Source organism: Nocardia sp. NPDC088792 (genome assembly GCF_044750615.1).
Lineage (GTDB): Bacteria > Actinomycetota > Actinomycetes > Mycobacteriales > Mycobacteriaceae > Nocardia.
The window spans coordinates 1,111,980-1,134,505 of sequence record NZ_JBIVKC010000004.1 but is presented as its reverse complement, the minus strand read 5'-3'; the positions used below and the strand labels follow the sequence as shown (position 1 = coordinate 1,134,505).

16 protein-coding genes are annotated in these 22,526 nt (G+C 67.3%); 8 read left to right on the top strand and 8 right to left on the bottom strand.

Annotated elements, in window-relative coordinates:
- Positions 1–211: 211 nt before the first annotated feature.
- Complete coding sequence (locus tag ACIP5Y_RS32085) at positions 212–5,068, top strand: beta-ketoacyl synthase N-terminal-like domain-containing protein (protein ID WP_400355778.1); 4,857 nt, start codon at positions 212–214, stop codon at positions 5,066–5,068.
- Positions 5,065–6,669, top strand: a complete 1,605-nt coding sequence (locus ACIP5Y_RS32080; protein WP_400355776.1) for an FAD-dependent monooxygenase — start codon at positions 5,065–5,067, stop codon at positions 6,667–6,669. The genes ACIP5Y_RS32085 and ACIP5Y_RS32080 overlap by 4 nt, the downstream gene beginning before the upstream one ends.
- Positions 6,670–7,100: 431 nt before the next feature.
- On the opposite strand, the gene ACIP5Y_RS32075 is transcribed toward ACIP5Y_RS32080, so the two are convergent.
- Positions 7,101–8,726, bottom strand: coding sequence for an FAD-dependent monooxygenase (locus tag ACIP5Y_RS32075; RefSeq protein WP_400355774.1), 1,626 nt, complete (start codon positions 8,724–8,726; stop codon positions 7,101–7,103).
- Positions 8,727–8,838: 112 nt separating this feature from the next.
- Between ACIP5Y_RS32075 and ACIP5Y_RS32070 the strand changes: the two genes are divergently transcribed.
- Positions 8,839–9,423: a TetR/AcrR family transcriptional regulator gene (locus ACIP5Y_RS32070; protein ID WP_400355772.1), complete on the top strand. Its 585-nt coding sequence runs from the start codon at positions 8,839–8,841 to the stop codon at positions 9,421–9,423.
- A gap of 512 nt (positions 9,424–9,935) precedes the next feature.
- On the opposite strand, the gene ACIP5Y_RS32065 is transcribed toward ACIP5Y_RS32070, so the two are convergent.
- Positions 9,936–10,721, bottom strand: coding sequence for a TetR/AcrR family transcriptional regulator (locus ACIP5Y_RS32065; RefSeq protein ID WP_400355770.1), 786 nt, complete (start codon positions 10,719–10,721; stop codon positions 9,936–9,938).
- A 94-nt stretch (positions 10,722–10,815) separates the two neighbouring features.
- On the opposite strand from ACIP5Y_RS32065, the gene ACIP5Y_RS32060 reads away from it, so the two are divergent.
- From ACIP5Y_RS32060 to ACIP5Y_RS32050, 3 genes are all read left to right on the top strand, one after another.
- Entirely contained in the window at positions 10,816–11,826 is a 1,011-nt protein-coding gene (locus ACIP5Y_RS32060) for an ATP-binding cassette domain-containing protein (protein WP_400355768.1), read from the top strand.
- Positions 11,823–12,626 carry an ABC transporter permease gene (locus ACIP5Y_RS32055; protein ID WP_400355766.1) on the top strand — a complete coding sequence of 268 codons (804 nt, stop codon included), beginning with the start codon at positions 11,823–11,825 and terminating at the stop codon, positions 12,624–12,626. Before ACIP5Y_RS32060 ends, ACIP5Y_RS32055 begins: the two co-directional genes overlap by 4 nt.
- Positions 12,627–12,933: 307 nt before the next feature.
- Positions 12,934–13,626 carry a M24 family metallopeptidase gene (locus tag ACIP5Y_RS32050; protein ID WP_400355889.1) on the top strand — a complete coding sequence of 231 codons (693 nt, stop codon included), beginning with the start codon at positions 12,934–12,936 and terminating at the stop codon, positions 13,624–13,626.
- A 75-nt stretch (positions 13,627–13,701) separates the two neighbouring features.
- Here ACIP5Y_RS32050 and msrB read toward each other — a convergent pair whose 3' ends face one another.
- From msrB to ACIP5Y_RS32030, 4 genes are all read right to left on the bottom strand, one after another.
- On the bottom strand, positions 13,702–14,145 hold the full coding sequence (gene msrB / locus ACIP5Y_RS32045; protein ID WP_400355764.1) for a peptide-methionine (R)-S-oxide reductase MsrB: 444 nt from the start codon (positions 14,143–14,145) through the stop codon (positions 13,702–13,704).
- A gap of 97 nt (positions 14,146–14,242) precedes the next feature.
- A complete protein-coding gene (locus ACIP5Y_RS32040) occupies positions 14,243–15,553 on the bottom strand; it encodes a glycosyltransferase family 87 protein (RefSeq protein WP_400355762.1) in 1,311 nt (436 codons plus the stop codon).
- 138 nt (positions 15,554–15,691) lie between these two features.
- Entirely contained in the window at positions 15,692–17,254 is a 1,563-nt protein-coding gene (locus ACIP5Y_RS32035; protein ID WP_400355760.1) for an alpha/beta hydrolase, read from the bottom strand.
- Between the two features lie 36 nt (positions 17,255–17,290).
- Complete coding sequence (locus tag ACIP5Y_RS32030; protein WP_400355758.1) at positions 17,291–18,052, bottom strand: pyrimidine reductase family protein; 762 nt, start codon at positions 18,050–18,052, stop codon at positions 17,291–17,293.
- A gap of 44 nt (positions 18,053–18,096) precedes the next feature.
- Here ACIP5Y_RS32030 and zapE point away from each other — a divergent pair, with 44 nt between their 5' ends.
- Both zapE and ACIP5Y_RS32020 read left to right on the top strand, forming a co-directional pair.
- Positions 18,097–19,122 (top strand): cell division protein ZapE, encoded by a 1,026-nt coding sequence (gene zapE, locus ACIP5Y_RS32025; protein ID WP_400355757.1) that lies wholly within the window; start codon positions 18,097–18,099, stop codon positions 19,120–19,122.
- A 99-nt stretch (positions 19,123–19,221) separates the two neighbouring features.
- Positions 19,222–20,031 (top strand): tyrosine-protein phosphatase, encoded by an 810-nt coding sequence (locus ACIP5Y_RS32020; protein WP_400355755.1) that lies wholly within the window; start codon positions 19,222–19,224, stop codon positions 20,029–20,031.
- Between the two features lie 295 nt (positions 20,032–20,326).
- Here the strand turns inward: ACIP5Y_RS32020 and ACIP5Y_RS32015 are convergent, their stop codons facing one another.
- A complete protein-coding gene (locus tag ACIP5Y_RS32015) occupies positions 20,327–20,866 on the bottom strand; it encodes a GNAT family N-acetyltransferase (protein WP_400355753.1) in 540 nt (179 codons plus the stop codon).
- Between the two features lie 65 nt (positions 20,867–20,931).
- A complete protein-coding gene (locus tag ACIP5Y_RS32010) occupies positions 20,932–22,152 on the bottom strand; it encodes an MFS transporter (protein WP_400355751.1) in 1,221 nt (406 codons plus the stop codon).
- Positions 22,153–22,526: the final 374 nt, after the last annotated feature.

The window sequence follows — 22,526 nt, the reverse complement described above, 5'->3', positions numbered from 1 at the left end:
CCGTTGCCCGGTCCGTCTCCGACTTCCGCAGCGGGACAGACCGATTCGATGCCCCTCCGATCCAGTCCGACTCCCTGTGGCCGGATTCCCCGGCCCTCGCCGACAGTGCCCGCGAACCATCCGACGACCTGTCCGAGGACGATCTCCTGGCCCTGCTGGAGGCGGAGATCGACCAGGCAGCACAGCTACGCGAAGGACGGAACATCCGCCGATGAGCAACGACAACCGTGACACCGTCCTGCGCCGCGCGCTCACCGAGATCCGGCAGTTGCGCGCGGCACTGGAAACCGCCCAGCGCGACCGCAACGAACCCATCGCCGTCATCGGCATGGGTTGCCGCATCCCGGGAGCCGACGGACCCGCCGCCTTCTGGGACCTGATGCGCTCGGGAACCGACGCGGTGACCGAGGTGCCTCCCGCACGCTGGGATATCGACGCCTATCACGCCGACGGCAGAACCGAGGGCAAGTCCTACACCAGGAGCGCGGCGCTGCTGGACGACGTGGACGCCTTCGACGCACCGTTCTTCGGCATCTCCCCGCGCGAGGCCGCCCACATGGACCCGCAGCAGCGGCTGTTCCTCGAGGTCGGCTGGGAGGCATTGGAGAACGCCGGCCAGGCCCCCGACGCGCTGAAGGGATCCAGGACCGGGGTTTTCGTCGGTGTCACCGGCGGCGACTACCTGCAGAGCATCCTGCAGCGGTCGGCCCCGGAAGACCTGGATGCCTACGTGCTCACCGGTAGCGCGTCCACGTTCGCGGCCGGGCGGCTGTCGTATTGGCTCGGGCTGTCGGGTCCCAGTCTGTCCGTCGACACCGCCTGTTCCTCGTCGCTGGTGTCGGTGCATCTGGCCGTGCAGAGTCTGCGTACCGGCGATTGTTCGATGGCGCTGGCCGGCGGTGTCAACGCCTTGCTCGCGCCGGAGGCGTTCGTGTTGCTGTCGAGCGCGAACATGCTGTCGCCCGACGGACGATGCAAAACGTTCGACAAGAGCGCCAACGGGTACGTGCGCGGGGAAGGTTGCGGCGTCGTCGTCTTGAAACGCCTGTCCGACGCAGTTGCGGACGGCGACCATATCCACGCGGTCATCCGGGGTTCCGCGATCAATTCCGATGGCCGCAGCAGCGGTATCACCGTGCCCAACGGCAATGCGCAGCAGGCCGTGATCCGTGACGCGCTCGCCGACGCCGCGGTGCCGGGCGCACGGATCGGTTACGTCGAGGCGCACGGCACCGGCACCGCGCTCGGTGATCCGATCGAGCTGCGTGCGCTGAGCGCCGTGCTCGGACCGGACCGCGACGCCGGCTCGCCGGTGATCGTGGGTTCGGCCAAGACGAATATCGGCCATCTGGAATCCGCCGCGGGTGTCGCCGGTCTGATCAAGACCGTGCTCGCGCTGCGCAACGAGCAGATTCCCGCGCTGCTGCACCTGGACGAGGTCAATCCGGAGATCCAGCTCGACCGCCTGCCGGTGACGCTGCCGACGGCACTGACGCCGTGGCCACGCGCCGCCGAACCGCGCTTCGCCGGCGTGAGTTCGTTCGGCGCCAGCGGAACCAATGCGCACGTCGTACTGGAAGAGGCGCCTGCGCCGGCGGCTCCGGCCGCTGCCGCCGACCGCACCGAGCAGCTGGTGACGCTCAGCGCTCGCAGCGAGAACGCGCTGCATGCGCTGGCCCGCAGATACGCCGAACACCTCCGCGGTGACGCCGGGTCGTTGAGCGATATCGCGTTCACCGCCAACACCGGTCGCGCGAAGTTCCCGCACCGGGTGGCGGTGCGCGCGAGTTCGGTGGCCGAGCTGCGCGACCGGCTCGGGGACCTGGCCGGCGGGGGAAACCCGTCCGGGCTGCATCGAGGTAGGGCCGAGCGTGGCACGCAACCCAAGGTGGGTTTCCTGTTCACCGGTCAGGGCGCCCAATACGCGGGTATGGGCCGCGAGCTCTATCGCACCGATCCCGGTTTCCGCGCCGACCTCGACCGCTGTGCGGAGATCCTCGACGCCCTGCTCGACCGTCCGCTGCTGTCTGTGCTGTTCGGCGATGACGCGGACACCCTGATCGATCGGACCTGCTATACGCAGCCGGCGATGTTCGCCCTGCAGTACGGGCTAGCCCGGTTGTGGTTGCGCTGGGGGGTGCGGCCGGCCGCGATGGTCGGGCACAGTGTCGGCGAGCTGGCCGCCGCCTGCGTGGCGGGTGTGCTGCGTCTCGAGGACGGTCTGCGCCTGGTGGCCGAGCGGGCCCGGCTGATGGGCGAGCTGCCCGAGGGCGGTGCGATGGCCGTGGTCTTCGCCGATGAGCCGCGGGTCGCCGCGGCGATCGCGGCGTATCCGGAGGAGCTGGCGATCGCGGCGATCAACGGGCCGGCGAATGTGGTGGTGTCCGGAGTGGCCGAACGGGTGGATTCGGTACTCGCCGAATTCGCCGGGCGGGGTGTGAAATCTCGGCGGCTGACGGTGTCGCACGCGTTCCATTCACCGCTGCTCGATCCGATGGTGAAGCAGCTGTACCGGTACGCGGCCGATATCGAGTTCGGTTCGCCCCGGATTCCGTTGGTGTCCAACCTGACCGGAGATTTCCTGGGAGCCGGCGGCACCACCGTCGATGCCGGCTACATCCGTGATCAGGCCCGCTCTCCGGTGCGGTTCGCGGACGGGTTGCAGCGGCTGGTCGACCGCGGCTGCACCGTGTTCGTGGAGATCGGCCCGGCGCCGCATCTGAGCAGTATCGCCAAGAACAGCCTGCCGCACGGCGAGCAGCGATGGCTGGCGTCGCTGCGGCGCGGTAAGGGCGAGTGGACCACCCTGCTCGACAGTGTCGGTGAGTTGTTCACGCTCGGGGTCGCCGTCGATTGGGCGGGTTTCGATCAGGGATACCGTCGCCGTCGCGTCGAGTTGCCGACCTACCCGTTCGAACGTAAACGCCACTGGTTCACCGAATCCCGGCAATCGGCGCCACCGGCGGTGTCCGCGGCGGCGGCGTCACCGGACGGTCCGACGCTGCTGGGCAGTCGCGTCAGTTCCCCGCTGGATCTTGTGCAATACCAGGCCGAATTGAGCGTCGCGAGGCATCCGAGCCTGGCCGACTGCGTCTCGGGGGACACTACGGTGGTCAATGCCGGTTTCCACCTGGAGACGGTCATCGCGGCCGCGCGCGAGATCTGGCCGTCCGGGCAGACCGGCGTGCGCGCAGAAGGCATTGTGCTGCCGCAGGCGCTGATCCTGCCCGAGAATGGCAGGCTCACAACACAATTGGTCGTGCTCGGCGCGGGTGACTCCCGTAGGTTCACTTACCACAGCCGGGGTTCGGACGGCACGCAGTGGCCGATGCACGCGCAGGGCACCCTGGTCGCGGCCACCGAGACGCCGGAGATCCTGGGCGCGGACCGGATTCGCGACATCGCGGCCCGCTGTCGTACCGAGATCGCCGGATCGACGTTCTACCGGGAGCTGTGGCAGCGGCGCGTCCACCTCGGCCCTTCCGCGCAATGGCTGGCCTCGATCAAGCGGGCCGACGGTGAGGCGCTGGCGCGTATCCGGCCCGCGGACGCCGAGGAGTTGGCGCAGGGTTACGCATTGCATCCCGGAATCGTGGATTCCGCGCTGCAGTTGCTGACCGCGTGTCTCCCTCTCAGTGAGTCGGGTGCGCTGGGCGAGACCGTGGTGATGGTGATGGAGATCGGGGAGTTCGCCTTCTTCGGCTACGACGGCAGTGAATTGCACTGTCACGCGGCAATGCGCCCCGCTGCGGGCGGCTCCGATCTGGTGACCGCCGACATCGTGCTGACCGCGCCGGACGGCCGGCAGGTCGCGCGGATGTCGGGCGTCCACCTGAAGGCGACCACGCAGGCCGCGTTGCTCGCCGCGATCCGGTCGGCGCCGCGGCGAGCCGGCCGGGTGCCGGTGAGCTGGGCGCAGGAAACCGCCGCGGGCTCGTCGCGGCTCGGCACGGATATCACCGGGCTGCTCGCCGCCGGTGATCGGGATGCCGCGCGAATGCGGTTGCGGGAGTTGCTGACCGGCGCCGTCGCGGCGGTACTCGAGTGCGCGCCTGCGGATGTCGGGCCCGATGATCCGCTCGGCGAGCTCGGCCTCGATTCCCTGCTGGCCGTCGAAGTGCAGCAGAAAGTCGGTGTGGCGCTGGCAATTTCGCCGCCCGCAGCCTGGTTCCTGGACCTGCCCAGTATTGCCGGGCTGGCGGAGAAGCTGCTCGACAGCATGGCGGTGACCCACACCCGGGCGGCGGCGGCCGATGCGGGGCAGGGCGCGCGCTATACCGGTCCCGGCGGTATGCGCATGGTCGATTACGGCAGCGGCGAACCGATCGTGTTCGTGCACGGCGGCGCGTTCGGTGGGCCCGAATCGTGGCAGACGCAGTTGTCGCTGGCGGAGCGGTGGCGGCTGCGCATCGTGTCCAGGTTGGGTTACGACGACAGTGCGCCGGCGGAGTTCGAGGACTACCTGACCGACGGGCGGTTGCTCGCCGAGGCGCTGGGTGTGGGCGCGCATGTGGTCGCACAGTCTTATGGCACGCTCGGCGCCATGATTGCCGCCGTGGCTCGGCCGGAGGCGGTGCGCTCGCTGACCCTGATCGAGAGTGCGGCAAGTTTCGTGGCCCGCGGCGCGCCGGCCGTGGACGAGTACGAACGCGCGATGACCCAACTGTTCGCGGCGCCGCACTCGGATCCGATCGCGTTGTTCCGGCAGTTCTTCGGCATCATCGAGCCCACCGCGACGTTTCCGGACCCGCTGCCGGCCGCGCAGCATGCATTCGCGACCAGGGTCGCCGCGGGCGGGAGGTTGCCGTGGGAGGCGGAGGTCCCGATCGCGGCTCTGCGGGCGACCGGCATCCCCATCCTCGTGGTCAGCGGCGGGCAGCGTCCGGTGTTCGAGGAGATCAGCGACGCTCTCGCGGCAAGCCTGGGCGCGGAGCGACTCGTGGTGCCCGGCGGGCACGGGACACAGAACACCGGCACACCCTTCAACTCGGCGTTGGAGGAGTTTCTCATCCGGGCGAGCAAGTCCGCCGACGACAGGTCCGCCGACAACAATGGGGAGTTCGCGTGAGCACACCACCACACAGCACGGCAGTACTGATCGCGGGCGGCGGACCGGTAGGTCTGGCGGCGGCCATGGAACTCGGCACCCGGGGCGTGGATTGCGTGGTCCTCGAGCCGCGCGGCGAGGTGTCGTTCCTGCGGCCGCGCGCGAAGACCACCAGCATCCGCACGATGGAGCATTTCCGCCGCTGGGGACTGGCCGACGAGATCCGTAAGGCGGCGCCGCTGCCGGTGTCGTGGTCACAGGACGCGGTGTTCGGCACCGGCCTGCTCGGTCACGAGATCACCCGATTCACAGACTGTTTCGGGCTCACGCCGCACACCTCGGAGCTCTTCGCCGAGTCCGGTCAGCAGGTTCCGCAACCGATTGTCGAAAAGGTGCTGCGGGAGGCCGTGGCACAGCTGCCGACCGTGACTTTCGCGGATGGCTGGGCGTTGGCGGGGCTCACCGAGTCCGCGGAGGGCGTCCTGGTCGACGCGGTGGCCGGTGACGGCACGCAGCGCAGCGTGTCGGCCCGCTATGTCCTGGGTTGCGATGGATCCAACAGTCGGACCAGGGAGTGCATCGGCGCCCGCCTGGAGGGTCCACAGGACGCGATGAGCAACCTGAACATCGTGTTCCGCGCTCCGGGTCTCGCCGAGCGGGTGCCGCACGGACCCGCGGTGCACTACTGGGTTTTCAATCCCAGGGTGACGGGCGTGCTGGGCCGGTTCGACCTGGCCGACACCTGGTGGGCGGGGGCGAGTGGCCGGGGCGCGGACACCGATATCGCGGGCCTGCTCACCGACCTGGTCGGCGCCGAGGTCGAGGCGGAGATCCTCTCGACCGACGAGTGGACCGCACGGATGCAGATTGCCGACCGGTTCGGCACCGAACGGGTCTTCCTGGTCGGCGATGCCGCACACCTCAATCCCCCGTGGGGTGGGCACGGCTACAACACCGGCATCGGTGACGCGGTGAACATCGGCTGGAAGCTGGCGGCCGTGCTCGCCGGGTGGGGCGCCCCCGCACTGCCGGCCAGTTACGAGCCCGAGCGCCGCGCCGTCGCGCTGCGCACGGTCGCCGAGACCGTGGCGAACATGCAGGCGGTACGCCGCATCGGGCTCGCGGAACCGGACGCGGTAGCCGCCGCGATCCAGACGGGGATGGCGGCGGAGTTCCACAGCTTCGGCCTGGTCCTCGGATACCGATACGACGACTCGCCGGTGATCGTGGCGGACCGCACTGCCGAGCCGGAACCGGCTCCCACCCCCGGCCCACTCGCCTACACACCGAGCACCCGCCCCGGCGCCCGCCTGCCCCACCGCTGGCTCGCCGACGGCAGCTCCCTCTACGACGCCCTCGGCCCGGAACTGACACTGCTCGAACTCACCGAAAACCGCGCCACCACAGCCGCTTTCGCCGAGGCCGCACGCGCGACCGGGGTGAACCTGATCACCATCGACCACACCCGCACCCCGCTCACCGCGTCGGGCACCGACCCGGCGGCATCGGCATTACTGATCCGCCCCGACCAGCACATCGCCCACCGGCAGGTGGGCGCGAGTTCGCCGGCCGAGGCCGAATCGGTGCTGCGCACAGTCCTGGGACACGAGCACCGCCCCTGATCGCGCAGCGCCACATTCCATTCCGTCCGGATATGGGCTCGGCGACCGCAACACAACGGCCCGATGATCATTGAACAAGCGAAAGCGTCGCATCCGGTGCTCGTGGTCGATGATGACGAGCGGGTACGAACTGGCAGTTCGAGGCCGAGGGGTTCACAGTCACCGAGGCGTCCGACGGCGAGACGGCGCGGGAGCCGGTCGAACGGCAGCGGCCGGATCCGGGACCACTAGCCGCTCGGGCTGTGCGTGCTGAATATATTGCGCCAGGCTGCGCCGGATCAGCAGGGTGCCATCGTGCACCCTATTGCCGAATGCAGGACGGGTAGGTTTCAGGACCGCCATCAACTTTTATCGAGGTTCGTGGCAACGGATTTGGCATGATCCCGATTCGGCTGAGCCGATGGTCGCCTGACAGCCAGCGAAATGTATCGCTACCAGCTGATATCGAGCGGAACGCGGTGGAACTGGTGGGAGGGGCCGTGCGTGGCGGCTGCCACCGTGGTGAGCGCTGTCGCAAGCTCCCGAGTGGGGTCCGGTGGCGCGGTGGGGGTGCGCCAGGCGATGTAGCCGTCGGGCCGGATCAGGGTCGCGCCGGTGGATTCGATGCCGTAGGCGTGCTCGAGCGTATGGGGTTCGCTGATCTCGATGTCGGTGCCGATCTGCTCGAATTCGATTGCGATACCCAGCGTTTCGCTCACGTCGGTGGCGGCGATGCGCCAGCGGTCATCGCGGGCCAGCAATACCCAGTCGTGCCGGATGAGATCGAGCGTCGAGCGCTTTTCACCGTCGAGGGTGACCCACAGGTGCGGTGCGCGAGTACCGGGCTGGCCGGCCCACTGCTCGGGAAGCGCGGCCGGCGGCAACGACGCATCCGCACCCAGGACCGCTGCGGAGCGGTAGAGCTGTCCCAGTTCGATCGCGGAATCGTCGAGCACCGGGGTATCCGATGCCGGACCGGTCAGGTACGCCTTGTAGTCGGCGCGGGCGAACAGCTGGTCGTGGCGCAGGTCCGCGATCGGGCGGCGCTCGGCGTCGTAGGTATCCAGCAGCCGCGGGTCCGACCGCCCGGACAGTACCGCCGCCAGTTTCCAGGCCAGGTTGTGCGCATCGTCGATGCCGGTGTTCGCGCCGAATCCGCCACGGTTGGGCGGTAATTGATGTGCGGCGTCACCGGCGAGGAAGATCCGCCCATCCGAGAAGTGGTCGGCGATCAGGGCCGCCAGATTCCAGCGGCCGGTGGTGATCAGCTCGATCGGTATGTCGGTGCGGCCGAGCGCGCGCTGCACAACCTCGATCTGCTGCCCGGCGTCACGTTCGACATCGTCGGACAGCATCAGCACCCATCGGCCGTCGGAGTAGGTGGTCAAAAACCCCCGGAAGTCAGGCTGTTCGATCTCGAACTGGACAACCCCGTGCTGCAGGTACTCCTCGAGCGGCGCCCGAAACAGGATGCTGCGCTGCACTGACAGCGGGCCGACGCCGTGACGCTCGATACCCAGATCGGTGCGCACGGCACTGTCGGCGCCGTCGGCGGCCACGACGTACTGTGCGCGTAAGCGGTATTCGCGGCCGTCCTCGCGGCGCCGGAGCATCGCGGTGACACCCTCGTCATCCTGGGTGAGTCCGAGAAGTTCGGTGCCCAAACGCAGTTCGGCGCCGAGTTCGCGGGCCCGGTCGCGCAGCAGTGGTTCGAGCCGATCCTGCGTGATCGCGATCGCGTGCACCGGCGACTGGTCGGCGCCGTAGCTGCCGTCCCCGCCGGGACTCCAGGGATATTCTTCGATCCAGGTCCCGGTCAGGCTCTCCACGCGGGCTCGGCGCGGCGGCTTCATGCCTTGCAGAGAGGCGGGTACCTCGACACCGACCTGGCGGAAGTGCTCGATCGTGCGAGTGGTGAATCCGATCGCCCGCGGGTGCGGCGAACTGCCGTAGTGCCTGTCGATCATCACCACGGGCACGCCCTGCCAGGACAGGAACACCGCCGCGGACAGGCCGACGAGGCTCCCGCCGACGATGAGAACCGGTGTCGTGTCGTCGTTTTCGATGTCGAAGGTCATCTCGATCATCCCTCTCGGTGGTTCGCGGACACCACCAGAAAAGCATGACCGGATAAAATATGCAACGCGATTAAAAATGTTAGTGAGTTAAGTCATGTGGTAGGGTGGGCGCATGCCTGCTGAGCAGCCCGGACGCCGAGAACGCAAGAACGCCGAGACCCGCCGGGCCCTCGCCGCGGCGGCCGAGCGATTGTTCCTGGAGAAGGGTTACGACCAGGTCGGCATCAAGGAGATCGCCGACGCGGTCGACATCTCGGTCCCGACGATGTTTCGCCATGTCCCCGACGGCAAAGAGGCGCTGATATTCGACGACGGCGTCGAGCGCCGCGAGAGCCTGCTGGCGGCCGTTCGTGAGCGACCGGCGGATCGGTCGCTGCTGGCGGCCCTGCGTGAATTCATGGCCGGTCGGGGCCCGTTTCTTACCGATCCGAGTCCGGAGTTGCGCCGACGCACCGAGCTGATCATGGACACGCCCGCGCTGCGCGAATACTCCCGCCGGTTGTGGATCCGCTGCGAGGAACCCTTGGCCGCGGTCATCGCCGCCGAGCTCGGCCGCGAACCCGACGACATCACCGCCCGCGCCATTGCGCGCTACGTGCTCGAGATTCCCCAATTCGTCGGTGGTGAGCCCGATCCCCGCGCCGCCCTCGACGCCGTCTTCACCCTGCTGGAACACGGCCTGCACGGCACGAATTGACCCACTGCCCAACGCGGCACCACACGCCGCTTGCCGCAAGGTCGGCGCTGTGTACCTCAGGCGGTTCGCCGCTTACGACCGCGCCGCGGGCTCAATTCATTCGGACTGCGTTGTTGGGCGACGAGACAGTCGACGGGGCGGCAGCCACGAACGACGCGACCAGTGGTCGGCGATCGTGTTCGTTCCAGGCGAGGACCAGGCTGCTGGGTGGGGCGTCGGACTCCCGAGCTCCTGCACCAACCAACACGCTATTTCAGCCGGTGTGCCGCCCTGTTGGGCCTGCGTCCGCAGCTCGCTGATGATGGTTTCCCTGAGGCCCGACCCCATGATCAACCTCCTAGGTTGCGGTAGAGATCCTGTCCCAGTTATTGGTCAGCGTATCCAGGCTATCGACGCACTGAATATCCGCTGAGTAGCCGCTGACCGTGCTGAGCGAACCGGTCACCGCAGGATGGCCGAAGATCGACGAGCCGCGCCGATCCGAGGTCCGCGGACGTTCGTCACTGCCGATGTCAGGGCGTGTGTTCCGGTGTGGTTCGGCGGTGGGTGATGAGATCGGCGACACCGTCGAGGATCCGGTCGAGCCCGAAGCTCAGTGCGTGTGTTGGGCTGATTGCCGCGTTGTGCTCGCTGCCCGCCGCCGCACCCACCCGGGATGACACGGGGAATTTGTTCGGGTCGATGAGCCTTTGCAGGATCGGGCCGACGATGTCCCACCATTGTGGGTCGGTCAGGTCGGAGTCGCCGGTGGTGTTCGGGGTGCCTGCCGACAGTCGCGCGGTGCCGATCACGTGGGTGATCACCAGTGTCAGAACGGAATCCATCTCGACGTCGGTGAGACCGATCCCTTCGAGTGGGCGCAGCTCGGTTTCGTATTTGATGGTGGTGTTCGGTCCGAGTACCGGCCGGCTGCCGACGAGGTCGAGCATCCACGGATGTCGCCGATACAGATTCCAGTTGCGTTCGGCGATCAGTTCCATCGCAGCGCGCCAGCCGCCGACGGTTCGCGCCGGCTCATCGGGATCTCGGTAGAGGTCGGCAAGCGCCGCGTCGTGCATGAGGTCGAAGAGATCGGTCTTGCCGGGTACGTGGGTGTAGAGCGACATTGCGCCGACGCCGAGCCGGTCGGCGATCCGGCGCATGGACACGGCGTCGAGGCCTTCGGAGTCGGCGAGGTCGATTCCGGCAGCGACGATCACCTCGATGCTGAGTCCCTTGCGTCCCGGCTTCGGGTGCAGGCCCCACAGCAGCGCGAGGGTGCGCGCGGGGTCGGCCGGGGCGTCTTTGTGTGATGTCACGGGCAACATTCTCCCTCCACCTTGCGCTGTCGCCGCCATGCTGTACCGTACATTGTACGGTACAGTGTACGTTATGTGGCTGGGAGGACCGACAATGCCGATATCGGATATGGCGATCGAAGTCAGTGATTTGCGGAAGAGCTATCGCGGGGCCGCCGACGGTGCCGGACTTGACGGCATCGACCTGCGGGTTCCGGCGGGGTCGGTGTGCGGGCTGCTGGGCCCGAACGGCGCGGGCAAGACCACGACCGTCCGAATCTTGTCGACGCTGCTGCGGTTCGACTCCGGCGCGGCGCGAGTAGCCGGGTACGACGTTCGGCGTGAGCCGCGGCGGGTACGAGAGAACATCGGGCTGGTCGGTCAGAACGCGGCGGTCGACGAGGTGCTTTCCGGGCGGCAGAACCTCGTCATGTTCGGGCGACTCAACGGACTCGCTCCGGTGCTCGCCCAGCGCCGCGCGGACGAACTGCTCGAACAGTTCGACCTCGCGACGGCCGCGCGACGGCCGGTCGGCAAATACTCCGGTGGCATGCGGCGGCGCTTGGATCTGGCAGCGGGGTTGATCGTCTCGCCGCCAGTGCTTTTCGTCGACGAGCCGACCACAGGTCTCGATCCGGCCGCACGGATGCAGGTGTGGTCGGCCATCGAAGCGCTGGTCGCGGCGGGCACAACCGTATTGCTCACCACGCAATATCTGGAGGAGGCAGATCGGCTCGCCGATCGAATCGTGATGCTCTCGCATGGAAGGGTGGTCGCCGAGGGCAGTCCCGCCGAGCTCAAGGCTCGTGTCGGCACGGACCGGCTCGAGGTCACGCTTGCCGATCCCGCGGATGCCGAACGGACAGCAATGTTGGCCGAAGCCGTCGCCACTGGCGAGGTCACTGTGGATCCGCAATCCCTTATGGTCTGCATCCCTGTCACGGACCGCGCCACCGCACTCGTGACGATGGCCGCGGCGCTGCGGGACTCGGGCATCGCACCGCACGACCTCACCGTGCGCCGACCTTCTCTCGATGAGGTCTTCGTCCAACTCACTACGGCCGGCCGCGAATCACGCACCGCAGCCGGCCGCGAATCCGCCGAACACGGAAAGGTTTCCGCATGACCACCATGCAGACCCACAGGACATCGGCCTTCGGTGACCTTCGGACCATCACCCGCCGCGATCTGACACATTGGCGAAGCCGGCCCGCGCCGATAGTGATCGGTTGGCTCTTTCCGATCATGGTGGTGCTGATGTTCGGCACGATCTTCGGCGGTGCTATCGAAACGCCTGGCGAGGGCCGCTACTACGAGTATCTGATGCCGGGCATGTTCGCGATGACGATGCTGTTCGGACTCGAATCGACCATGACGGCCATCGCGACCGACACCGCGAAAGGGGTCACCGACCGGTTCCGATCCTTGCCGATGAACAACGTCGCCGTCGTCGGCGGGCGATGCGTCGCCGATCTCCTGAATACGGTGGTCGGGCTGGTGGTCGTCGTCGGCACGGGCCTGGCGCTCGGCTGGCGCTGGCACGATGGTCTTCCCGATGCGCTCGCAGCCGTAGGATTGCTGCTGCTGCTTCGTTTTTCGCTGCTCTGGGTCGGAATCTATCTCGGCCTGATGGCCAAGGGCCCTGAATCGGTCGTCGTCGTTCAGGTACTGGTATGGCCGGCGCTTTTCCTGTCGAACGCGTTCGTCGACACGGCGACCATGCCCAAGTGGTTGCAGGTTGTCGCGGAATGGAATCCGTTGTCGGTCACAGCTTCGGCCGTGCGGAGACTGTGCGGCAATCCCGGCTGGGCAGGCGGCGGGTGGATGACGCACCACTCGATCGTTGCGGCGTTGATCTGGCCGCTGCTGATCACCGCGATCTTCCTGCCACTGTCGGTCCGACGCTTTCGCTCCCTGAGCGACTGAGTCCTGGAGTCAGGCTCGGTGTCTCGGCCGGCAACGTGCCGAGACACCAGCATCGTCGCCCGGCCGGAGTTCTCGTCAGCTCGAATCCAGCAGTGAGGCAGCCGAAGATCAACCGGCCAGGCCGACCCTCGGTTGTGGCACAGGTAATCTGATCGACCGTCCGCGGGCACGGGTCGACCGGGTCGTGGGATGCGATCACATCGGTCGCCAGTCTGCATCACCTCCCGCTGGCCGACACCCTGCGCGAGCTGGAGCGGTCGTTCGGCTCGGCGTTCCGATGTGATCTAGGGTCGAGTCTGTGGAATTGATGGAACTTGCAGAGTCGGAACGTGTTTCAGCCTTGCTCGATGCGGAAGCCAAGGCTGTCAGGTTGTTCGACGAGGTCGTCGGGCGGGGCATCATCGCTGCGGGGGCCAGCGAATCGGTTGTCAGTGATGCGGTTCGTGATTTGGCGTATGAGATGTTCGGCACTCGACGCTTCTGGCATAAGCGCATCGTCCGTTCGGGTATCAACACGCTCGAGCCGTACAGTGCGAATCCGCCCGATCGTGTCATCGGCGAGAACGACATCTGCTTCCTCGATTTCGGGCCGATCTTCGAGGAGTGGGAGGCCGATTTCGGTCGCACCTATGTTCTCGGTGATGATCCGGCGATGCTGGCCGTACGCGATGCGCTCGAACCGCTGTGGCTACGGGGGCGCGATTACTTCGACGCCCACCCCGACATCACCGGCGAACAGTTGTACGCCTGGATTGTCGACCAGGCGGCGGAGCAGGGCTGGGAGTTCACCGCCCCGATCGCAGGGCATCTGGTCGGCGAGTTCCCGCACAAGCAGATCTCGGGAACCGATGTGGTCTCGTATATCGCTGCCGGGTCGAACATTCCGATGCGCCGCCCCGATCCCACCGGTCGTGCCTGCCATTGGATCCTGGAGATCCACCTGATCGATCGCAAACGCCAGATCGGCGGCTTCTTCGAACAACTCCTGGATGTGCGGTGACCATGTTTGATCATGGGGCCGGGCGGTCTCGCGCTCGGCACCTGGATCGAATGCTGGCCGGTCCGCCCGCGCGTCTCAGTTGGTAGAACCCTCAGCGGGCTGCAAACGCAACGAGATGGAGTTGATGCAGTAGCGCTTGTCCGTGGGTGTGGGGTAACCCTCGCCCTCGAACACGTGCCCGAGGTGGCTGTGGCAGTTGGCGCACAGCACCTCTACGCGGCGCATGCCCAGTGAGTCGTCGGTCTTCAGGATGACGGCGTCGGATTCGGCCGGGTCGAAGAAGGACGGCCAGCCGCAGTGGGAGTGGAATTTCTCGCCGCTGCGGAACAATTCGGAACCGCAGGCTCGGCAGGCGTAGACGCCTTCGGTTTCGGTATCGGTGTATTCGCCGGTGAAGGCGCGTTCGGTGCCGGCCTCGCGCAGTACCTGGTACTCCTCGGGCGACAGCCGGGTGCGCCATTCCTGCGGGGTCAGCTGGATGCGCGGTGCCGGAATCGAGGCCTCAGCGTCGGAACTCATGGCTCCACGCTAATACGTGGATGCAAGGACCTGACAATGCGCCGACGCCCCGCCGGATGCTCGGGCGGGGCGTCGAGGCTGTGTCAGACGTGTCGGTTCAGTGTGCGGAACCCTGGCCGACCGGTTCGGCGACCACGTCGACGGCGTGACCGTTGTGGGCCGGTCGCTGCTCGGGCGCGGCCTGTCCCGGGTGCATCCAGGCCGGGTCCAGGGTGAGGTCCGGCCGCAGCCGGCCTTCGCGCTTGGCGGTCAGGTAGCGGTCGCCGAGGATGCAGAAGGCCACGATGAGCAGCAGCGCCCAGCCGAAGGTGACGCGCAGGTATTCGAGGGTGCGGCCGATGCTCTGCCAGCGGTCCGAGAGCCACTTGTCGTAGGACATGAATCCGAAGATCGCGACCCAGGCGGGCCAGTTGCGCAGCACGGAGTTTCGCTGCACCACGGTCATGAGCATGGGGAACAGGAACATGGAGTAGTAGCCCTGGCCCAGCGGTCCGAGCACCAGCACCGAGGCGATCACCACGCCGGAGGTGGTGCAGATGAAGAACACCTCGTCCTCGCGGTAATAGCGGTAGAGCAGCCACAGGGTGATCAGCACCATGACGCCGAGCAGGATGCGGACGGTCCAGGTCAGCCAGACGGCGACGCCGTAGTACCCGAAGTTGCCGACGATCGCGCTGTTGAAGTAGTCCCGTGATTCGGACAGATACGGCAGCGTGTGGCTCCAGAAGGACTTGTAGTCCACGATGAACGGCCAGGCCAGCAGGTTCATGGCGATCGGAATGCCCAGTGCCGTAATGAAAGTCTTCCACTGCCCGCGGGCCAGCGGGATCAGCAGTAGTGGCGCCAGCAGCGGGCCCTTGATCGTGATCGTCAATCCGAGTGCCACACCGGCCCACAACTCGCGCCGCTGGATGAGCAGGTGGATGAACACCACCATGCACAGCAGCAGGCAGCCGTTGACGTTGGTGAAAACCAGTGTGTTGGTGACGGCCTCGGACATGAACATGGCCAGCAGCATGGTGGGCGCGATGACCGAGTTGAGTCCGTAGCCGAACAGCCGTAGCAGCAGATATCCGGCCAGGATGATGGCCGCCGCGTTGAGCAGGATGAAGCACCAGCGCGATTTCTCGGGGTCGATGATCGCGAGCGGCGAGATCAGCAGGGTGCCGCCGGGCGGGTACAGGTAGTGCGGGTCGGTCGAGTTGAAGTTGTCGGTGTAGATGGCCCGATGGTTCAGGAATGCCAGGGACGCGTCGTAGACCGGCTTGAAGTCGTTGGTGACCGAGTAGTTGACAGCCTTGATGAACACCCGGTTCAGCACGGTGAGGACCGCGAGGGGCCACAGTGCGAAGTTCAGAACCTCGGTAGTTGTGCGAGCGGTGCGGGGCTCGAGCTGTCGAAGGAACACTCGGGCACGGTACACCGGAAACCCCTGTCATAGATGCGCCGACCCGCTATCAGCGTGCCGTGCCACACACCGGAAGACCCCAACTGGTGGGGTCACGATACCTCCCGTGTTGCTATGACGCCTGCTCGCTCCGGATCCTCAGGCGGGACAGGCGGTTCCGTCGGCGGGCAGGGTGCCGTCCTTCAGGTAATCGCCCACCGCCTGCTGTGCGCAGCCGGAGTGCGCGAAGGTCGGGTGACCCCAGCCCTGCCACACCAGGGTGGAGGTGGTGGCGCCGGCCGCGCCCAGGGCGCCGGTGACCGACGGCCGTCCGTCCTGACCGGTGACCGGGTCGGCGCTGCCGCCGATCACCAGTGTGGGCAGGCTGAACTTCTCGAGCGCGGGTACCGGGTTGGCCGAGGGCCAGTTCGCGCACAGCATCAGGTTGACCGCGGCGACCTTGCCGAAGACCGGGTACTGGGTGGCCCAGGTGGCTTCCAGTTGCTTGGCGCGGTCGGGGGTGGCGGGCTGGGTGTTGTCGCTGCAGCGGTTCACGAACTGGCCGTCGGTGGCCACCGCCGCGGCGGCGCGCTGGACGTAGCCGCCGATCGGCCCGCGATCACCGCGCCCGAGTGCGGAGAGCGCGTCGGCGAATTGGGTGACCTGCGAATTCCCCTGTGCCAGCGGGTCGGAGAGGTAGCTGCGCAGCGCGGTGACCAGCGATGACACGGACAGATCGCCGAATTCGCCGTTGCCGGCGCGTTTCACGAGGTCGATGACCGCCGCATGCGGATCGGCGCCCAGTGAGCACTGCAGCGCGGTGCATTGCTGCGCCCATGCGGTGAGCGCGGCCTCCGCGCCCTTGACGGACAGTTCGGTGCGGCCCGCCTGGTCCTGCCCGACGGCCTGCGGCGAGTCCAATACCAGCCGGGAGAGGTGATCGCCGTACTTGCGCGCATAGCTGAGAGCCACGCCCGATCCGGTGCCCGTGCCCATCAGCGCGATGTGGTCGACCTGGAACTGCTTGCGCAACTGCTCGATGTCGTCGGCGGCGTGCGCGGCGTCGAAGGCGCCCTGTGCGGGGGTGAGGAAGTCGAGGCAAGTGGTGGTGGCGTTCTGCGCGGAGGCGGCGACCGCGTCGACGGGATCGGTTCCGCCGTGCGTGAATTGGTCCTGATCGGCGAGGGCCTTGCGGTCCGGGTCGGTCATGCAGGTGATGGGCTGCGAGCTGCCGATGCCGCGGCGATCCACCGCGATGATGGGCCGCGAGGCCAGGATCGCGCTGTTGGATCCGGCGGCGAGCCCGGCCAGGGTGGCCGTGGAGGAGCGGTCGGCGCCGGAGGTGAGGATCAGCGGCGCGATGTCCTTCGGTGTCCGGTCATAGCGGGCGCGCATGGCCGCATTGCGGAAGTTGCCGGTCACATTGCCGCTGATATCGGTCTGCGTGGTGTATTCGGCGCATTCCAGGATCAGTCCGGTGGGCGGGGTGCCCAGGGACAGCAGGCTGAAGGTCGGTGCGGTGCAGTCGTGCCAGGCCAGGTCGGTTTTGGGTACTTCGGGTGCGGGCAGGGCCGGCGCACTCGACGGGGTGGTCTGGGCGGCCCCGGCGTCGTGCGGATGTTCCACCGCGACGGCGGGGCGATCCGAGGGCCCGGCACCGCAGGCGGTGGTCACCAATACCGACAGGGTCGCCGCCAGCAGAGCGGCCCGAGTCCAGCGCATGCGGTACAGCCTGCCAGGTCCGGCGGCCGGTTTCAGCTACCGGGTGTGCGAGCGCACCCACCGGGAGAGAATCGTGCCGTCCGCATCGCAGATGAGATGGCGGCAGTGCATGGGTGTGGGCATGGCATTGGGGGACACGGCGATTCGCCGTTCGGTGCCCGCGACCAGCATGGGAGACACGGTGAGGCACAGTTCGTCGACCTCGCCGGCGGCGATGAGGTCGCCGAACAGGCTGGGTCCGCCCTCGCACAGCACGCGGCGCAGGTCGCGTTCGGCGAGGGCGTCCTTCAAGCCCTTGGCGGTGACGGATGTTTCGCCCGCCTCCACGATCTCCGCTCCCGCGTCGATGAGGGCCTGCTTGTTCGCGGCGTCGGCGGAGGTGGTGGTGATGACCATCGGCCGGGCGCCGTGATCGGTGAACAGCTTGCTGCCGGGGTCCAGCGCGGCAGTGGCGGTCACTACCGCGATGCGTGGCGGCGCGCCGTCGGGGGCGCCGCCGAAGCCGTGGTGGTGGAGCCGGGTGCGCAGGTGTGAATCCGTGTGCGCGGCACCGTAGTTCTCGGCCCGTGCGGTGCCCGCGCCGACCACGATCACGTCGGCCAGGTCTCGCAGTACGCCGAAGACCCGCCGGTCGGCGGGGGTGCCCAGGCCGCCGGAGCGGCCGTCGACCGTGACCGCGCCGTCGATGCTGCTGATGAAGTTGACCCGGATGTACGGCTCGGCGGGCCCGGCCGGGTAGGTGTACATCCGGACGAGGTCGTCACCGCCGAGATCTGTGAGCTGGATCGCAATGGGCATACGCTGCATTAGAACCCATCAGGGCACGTCCGTACGCTTACGCCGTGCAACAACGCCTCGTCGATCGCCACCCGGAGGTTCCGGCAGACCAGCTCGTGGCCCAGATGGTTCCCCCGCCGACCTTCGACGAGGTGAGCTTCGCGTCCTATATTCCGGATCCGAAGGAACCGTCGCAGGCGGCGGCGGTGCTGAAGGCCGAGCAGTTCGCGGATCAGGTCACCAAGCTGCGCAAGGCCGCGGACAAGAAGCATCTGTTCGGCAAGAAGAAGCCGGTGTCGGGCATCGGCCTGTATCTGGACGGCGGCTTCGGTGTGGGTAAGACCCACCTGCTGGCCTCGATCTATCACAGTGTGCCGGAGCCGAAGTCGTTCGGCACGTTCGGTGAGCTCACCAATCTGGTTGGCGCGCTGGGCTTCAACAATGCGGTGGAGCGGTTGTCGGGCAACAGTGTGCTGTGCATCGACGAGTTCGAGCTCGATGATCCGGGTGACACGATGCTGGTGTCGCGGTTGCTGTCGGAGTTGACGGCGCGCGGGGTGTCCGTGGTGGCGACGTCGAATACGCTGCCGGGTCAGCTGGGTGAGGGCCGGTTCGCCGCGCAGGATTTCCTGCGGGAGATCAAGAAGCTGGGTTCGTTGTTCGAGCCGGTGCGGGTGGATGGTCCGGACTACCGGCATCGTGATCTGCCGCCGGCGCCGGAACCGATGTCTGAAGAGTTGCTGGTCGAGAAGGCTGCTGCTACACCGGGTTCCACTCTCGATGATTTCGATGAGCTGCTGAAGCATTTGAGCACGTTGCACCCGTCGCGCTTCGGTGCGCTGATCAATGGTGTGTCTGCGGTGTTCATTTCTGGCGTACATCCAGTTACCGACCAAGCGGTCGCTCTGCGTATTGTGGTGCTGGCCGACCGGCTCTATGACGCCGGAACTCCGGTCACCGTCTCGGGCGCGAAACTGGACCAGATCTTCAGCCAGGAGATGCTGGACGGCGGGTATCGCAAGAAGTACCTGCGGGCCATCTCCCGTCTGCTCGCGCTGTCGCGTTTCGAGGCGCCGATCACAGCTGCCTGACAAGGACCGGCGGATCGGATAGTTTCCCAAGGTAATATTTCAGGGGGACCGCAATAAGCCGGTCCGGACAACGTCGCCGGGCCCGTAAGGAGTGAACCTGTGCTGCGCAACCGTGCAATCCAGGCCGCCCTCGTGGCGACCGTAGCCCTGTCCGCGAGCCTCGGCTCGACCGCGATCGCCTTCGCGGCCGATCCGCCCGCCGCCACCAGCAGCGTGATCGACAACACCGACCAGCGGGCGCTGGGCCTGACCGGCGTCCTCAACGCACGTGACGCCGGCGGCTACCGCACCACCGACGGCCACACCGTGCGCACCGGCCTGGTCTTCCGCACCGGCGACCTGAGCAAGGCCACCGACGCCGATCTGGCCAAGCTCACCGGCGACAATGTGGTCTCCGTCCACGATCTCCGGACCGGCTACGAGCAGACCCTGCTGGGCGTGGACAAGGTCCCCGCCGGCGCCACCGAACACCACGACGACGTGATCGGCCAGGCCCCGCCGCAGGTCATGGCGTCCACCCTGTCCGCGGGCACCGACCTGTACCGCGCCTTCATCACCGCGCCGGGCGCCAATGAGGCCTTCGCCAACGTGATCAAGGACATCGCCTACAACCCGGGCGGCGTGCTGTTCCACTGCACCGCGGGCAAGGACCGCACCGGCTGGACCTCGGCCGTGCTGCTGACCATCCTCGGCGTCGACAAGGACACGGTCTACTACGACTACCTGCTGTCGAACTACTACCGGGGCGCCAAGGACGGCGACATGATGAACGGCGTCACCGCCTCCGCCCTGGACGCCGCGTTCGACCAGGTGAACCAGACCTACGGCAGCTTCGACAACTACGTCCACGACGGCCTGAAGCTCACCGACGGCGATATCGCCGCTCTGAAGACCAAGATGCTGGCCTGACAACAGGTTTCGCTCGACGGTGGGTCCGGCCGGGAACTTCCCGTCCGGACCCACTGTCGTCGTATACGAAACCGTCGGGGTGTTGCCCGCCCGCAGCGAGCAGCCGCGTCGAATCCATAACGCCGAGACGCGTGTCGCGCGCCCGACTTGTGGAACCCGTTGCCGCACTGGCGGATCCGCTGCGCTTCGCCGCCGGTCCGGTGGTTCCCGCACGGGGAGTCGGCCACCGGGCGGGGTCGTCCTTCGGTGTCGCCTCGGCGCACCCACTCCCGGCGCGGTGGTGCTGCCGGTGAGGTCAGCAGCGCAGCTGCATCACGTAGTCGTGGTGGAGCTGTGTGCCGACCATGAAGTCCTTGATGCCCACGCGCGCGAAGCCTTGCTTGCCGTAGAACCGCTGGGCGCGGACATTCTCCTGATTGACCGCCAGCCACATGGCGACGCTGCCGGTGCTCCGGGCGGTCGCGACGGCCTCGCTCATCAGTGCCGCCGATACGCCGTCTCCGTGGAAGCCCGGCAGGACGTACAGCTTCGACAGCTCGGTCACCGGTCGCTCGGTGATCACATGGGCCACGGCGGGATGGGTGGGCTCACCGCTGTTCAGCAGGGCGTAGCCGACGATCTGCCCGTCGCGTACCGCTTTGAGCACGACGCGGGACGGGTCGGTGAGGTAGTCGCGGAACCGGTCTTCGGACAGCATTTCCGCGATGAAGACCGCCATGTTCTCCGGTGTGGTGGTGGGCGGGCACGCCATTGGAAAGGTCGCGGCGGCCACCTTGCTGAGTTCGGCGGCGTCCGTGAGTTCGGCTCGATCGACGCGCACTGCGGAGTCGCTCACCGATCCAGTCAAACATGCGAGGTGAGTGGGTTGCGTGAGCGCCGGTCGTGTCCGGCGGCTTTCGGTCAGGCGGCTTCGGGTGCGGGCTGGGGTTGCATGCCCGCCTTGCCTGTCCGGGTGTGGAAGATGCGCGCGAAACCGATCAGCGCCACCGCGAACAAGAGTGGGATCGCGAAGCCGGCGCGCATGTTCGCGGCATCCGAGACCGCGCCGACCACCGCGCCGCCGACCAGTGTGCCCGCGTAGTTGAAGAGGTTCAGCCGGGCGATGAGGGCGTCCAGTCCGCGTCCGCTGGTGAGTTGTCCGGCCTCGCTGAAGCACAGCGGTGCGATGATCGGCAGCCCGATGCCTGCGATGAGGAAGCCGAGGATCGCGACCACCGGTCCGGGCGCGGCCACCACGATGCCCAGGCCGATCGCGCCGACCACGGCTGCCACCCGGGTCACCGTGCGCGGGCCGAAACGCCGCACCCAGATATCACCGCTGAGGCGGCCTACCAGGGATGCGCCCTGGTAGGCGGCGAGCGCCAATGCGGCTGTCGCAGAGGAGGACAGCAGGTCGTCCTTGAGGTACAGCGCCGACCAGTTGCCCACCGCGAGGTCGATGGCGAACGCCAGCGCCAGCACCACGCCGAAGAGCAGGAAGATACGGGTCGGTACCGAACTCACGGGTTCCTGTTCGGCGGGCCCGGATTCGGCCTCATCGGTGCCGAGCAGTCGCGGTCCCGCGGCGAGACAGCCCACCAGTACGACGGCCGAGGCGACCAGGATGGACGGGAGCAGCGGCACTTTCAGCGCTTCGAAGGCGGACACGAAGAGCGCGCCCACGATGGATCCGGCGCTCCAGGCCGCGTAGAACGACGACAGAATGAATCGGCCATAGCCGTGTTGAATGAATACGGCCTGCATATTGGTGCCCGCGTCGACGATACCGACCGCCACGCCATACACGCCGAGGGCCACGAACAGCACTGTCTTGTTCGGCGCCACCGCGATTACCACACCCGCGGCCGCGATCACCCCGAGCCCGATCCGCAGTGCGGTCCGGCTGGACCAGCGCAGCGCCAGTCGTTCCGCGGTCACGCTGCCCACTCCCGCCAGTAGCGAGATGAGCGCCACCAGCACCACGATCAGCGTGTCCGTGAGCCCGAATTTGTCCTTCTGCTGCGGCAGTTCGGTCAGAATGACGGCCAGGAAGAAGCCTTGCAGAGCGAATGCCACAGAGTTGGCGGCGCGTGCCGCCCGGAGGGCGCCTAGCTGCGGGTTCGTGGTGTGCGGGTCGGACATCTCGAAAGAGTAGCGGGGCCAGGGCGCTCCGGCATCCCGGACGGGGATTACGATCCGCGTTGTGCTTGATCACGCGCGGCATGCGGTTGGATAACGAATCTGGCCGCTTTCCTGCCCTTGGGTGGTCACGCTGCGGCACTCTGGATGTATCGGCGTGGGCTGGTGGTTTCCGGAAAACGGAAGCGGCCCATGGTGGGTGAGTTGGCTGGGGTGATCCTGTGAGCACGAGGCGAGTGGAAGGTCCGCACGGGCGGGCGGTAGCGCTGGCCGATCCGGCACCGGAGCCGAATCCGAAGACGACCGTTGCGGATTCGCGCGGTCATCGACCGGGGGAGTGCTGCCGCGAACCCGGCTGTACGGACTGCCGGTGGGAT